The following is a 2,804-nucleotide window of genomic DNA, read 5'->3' as shown; positions in this document are numbered from 1 at the left end:
AGTTCACTTTAACCCTTTCCTTACTTACTGATGATCAATAGCATTGACCAACCCAATTAATCATTATTCATCAGTCGTCACTCATTATCCACTATCACCTTTCAATTGCACATTGTTAATTGCTGTCATGCCCCTAATTACGCTTAAAACCAGAATAGCTGCCCCGGTAGAACGCTGCTTTGATCTATCTACCAGCATTGACTTGCATAAACAATCGGTAGAACACACGCGGGAGGAAGCTATTGGTGGGCGAACGGAGGGACTGATGCAACTTGATGAAGAGGTAACCTGGCGAGCGAAGCACTTGGGGCAATGGTTTACCATGACCGTTCGGATGGTTGAGTACGAACGGCCGCACTACTTTTGCGACAAAATGATTCGCGGGCCCTTCCAGTCAATGGAGCATCAGCACTACTTTGAAGAACTAGATGGAGGTACCCTGATGACCGATAAATTTCGCTTTGTTTCTCCCCTAGGAATACTCGGCCGGTGGGCGAACGCCGCCGTACTGAAAAACCACTTTACCGAATTGCTGCTTACCCGCAACGAAGCGATCAAAACCTTTGCGGAAACCAATCGCTGGAAAGAAGTGCTATCCTATTGATCTAATGCTAGTTAAAAAAAGGTTTTTACCTGCTAAATCTCGAGATTGTAAGAAAAATAATGTAACATAGCTAACTAATTTTAGCGTCTCTAGCACGCAATGTCGCACTACTTACAAATACTACCTACCCCATGAAGTATTCCTTAGCTCATCTAAGTTTATGCATCGCTTTACTTTTCTTACTTTCTTCTTGTGGTGATGAAGGACGATTTGCCGTTTCGTTTCCCGAATCCCTCAGTGAAGAACCATTAGACGGACGTTTACTGCTTTTGATCTCCGATAATACCGAAGATGAACCCCGCTTTCAGGTGAATGATGGGCCAAATACACAGTTGGTGTACGGAATAGATATTAATGGGTTAAAACCTGGCAAGGAAGCCTTCTTCAGCGACACGGTATTTGGCTATCCATTAGAGAATATGACTGATATTCCAGCGGGTGAGTACTACGTGCAGGCGCTGCTACATAAGTACGAAACATTCAATTTATCGAATGGTCATACAGTGAAGCTACCAATGGACCAGGGCGAAGGGCAAGTGTGGAACCGCTCACCGGGCAATCTGTACAGTATCCCTCAGAAAGTGACCTTTGATCCTGAAGATGACGAAACCTTCTACATTACGTTAGATCAGGAAATTCCGCCAATAGAAAAACCGGAAGATACCAAGTACATCAAACACGTTACTATGCAGAGCGATAAACTCACTGAGTTTTGGGGGCGACCTATGTATCTGGGTGCGAATGTGCTGTTGCCCGAAGGGTTTGATGAAAACCCCGATGCTCGTTATCCGATCTGTGTTTTTCATGGGCATTTTCCCTACACCTTTCGGGGTTTTCGGGAAGACCCACCCGACCCGGATTTGGTGCCGGATTATAGCGAGCGCTTTCAAATGGAAGGCTACAACCGCATTCAACAACAAGAGGCTCACGATTTTTATCAAACCTGGACGGGACCGGATTTCCCTCGCATGATTATCATTGAGATTCAGCACCAGAATCCGTACTACGATGATTCATACGCAGTGAACTCGGCTAATTTGGGACCCTACGGCGATGCCATTACCCATGAGCTGATTCCTCATATTGAAGAGCAGTTTCGAGGGATTGGCGAGGGCTGGGCCCGCTTTCTGTACGGTGGTTCTACCGGTGGTTGGGAAGCATTAGCGGCTCAGGTAATGTATCCTGATGAGTACAACGGTTGCTTTGCTGCTTGTCCCGATCCGATTGATTTTCGGGCGTACACCGTAGTCGATATATATCAGGATACCAACGCTTACTATCTACCTAGCAAGTATAAAAATACCCCTCGTCCGGGTAAGCGAGATTATTTAGGGCATGTAAGCTCGATGTTAAAAGATATGAACCACCGAGAGTTGGCTTTGGGCACGAATAGCCGATCAGGACAGCAGTGGGACATTTGGCAAGCAGTGTACTCTCCGACTGGCCCGAATGGCTACCCCCAACCTATCTGGAACAAGAAGACCGGAACCATTAATCCTAGCGTAGCGAGCTATTGGCGGGAAAACTACGATCTGCGCCATATTCTGGAACGCGACTGGGATAAGCTAGGCCCTGAACTACAGGGAAAAATTCACATCTACTGCGGCGATATGGATAACTATTATCTCAACAATGCGGTGATGCTCATGGAAGAGTTTTTAGTGAACACCGAAAACCCTCACTACGATGGCGAAGTAGCCTACGGCGACGGAGCCGAACACTGCTGGAATGGCGATCCCGAACAACCTAATGCCATCTCCCGCCTCCGCTACAACACCATGTACGTCCCTAAGATCCTCGAGCGCATAAAAGAAGGTGCCCCCTCCGGCGCCGATCTGACTAGCTGGCGTTATTGACACAAAGAAACGCGCTCTCCCCGGATGCGCGAAGAGAATGTCGGCCACTGTGGAACAGGGTCTTTCTCCTACTATTGAGGAGATACCGGAATTCGCCGGGCCTCATCCGGTAAATAGTATAGAAAACCTACGTCCGATTCCGAACAGATATGATCGCTAGTGAACAGATAATAGTTCAGTGAACAGGAGTATTGAGGTAGTGAAGCCCGTTATCGTGGATGGCATGCGAATTGAACTAGAGTTATTCGTAAAATCTGAATACTTATGCTCCGACACACCTTTTTGCTCATTTATCGTAATTTCAAACGCTTTCGTAGTACGTTTTTCATCAACCTTATTGGCTT

3 protein-coding genes are annotated in these 2,804 nt (G+C 46.8%); 2 read left to right on the top strand and 1 reads right to left on the bottom strand.

Features of this window, described 5'->3' with window-relative positions:
• Positions 1–127 precede the first annotated feature (127 nt).
• Both WBA23_RS10020 and WBA23_RS10015 read left to right on the top strand, forming a co-directional pair.
• On the top strand, positions 128–604 hold the full coding sequence (locus tag WBA23_RS10020; RefSeq protein ID WP_424582141.1) for an SRPBCC family protein: 477 nt from the start codon (positions 128–130) through the stop codon (positions 602–604).
• A 131-nt stretch (positions 605–735) separates the two neighbouring features.
• Positions 736–2,460, top strand: coding sequence for an alpha/beta hydrolase-fold protein (locus WBA23_RS10015; RefSeq protein ID WP_424582140.1), 1,725 nt, complete (start codon positions 736–738; stop codon positions 2,458–2,460).
• Between the two features lie 156 nt (positions 2,461–2,616).
• Here WBA23_RS10015 and WBA23_RS10010 read toward each other — a convergent pair.
• The coding region (locus WBA23_RS10010) for a hypothetical protein (RefSeq protein WP_424582139.1) at positions 2,617–2,804 on the bottom strand (188 nt) is incomplete at its 5' end.

This window comes from Tunicatimonas sp., assembly GCF_049647865.1.
Taxonomy (GTDB): Bacteria; Bacteroidota; Bacteroidia; order Cytophagales; family Cyclobacteriaceae; genus Tunicatimonas.
This window is presented reverse-complemented; position numbering and strand designations above follow the sequence as displayed.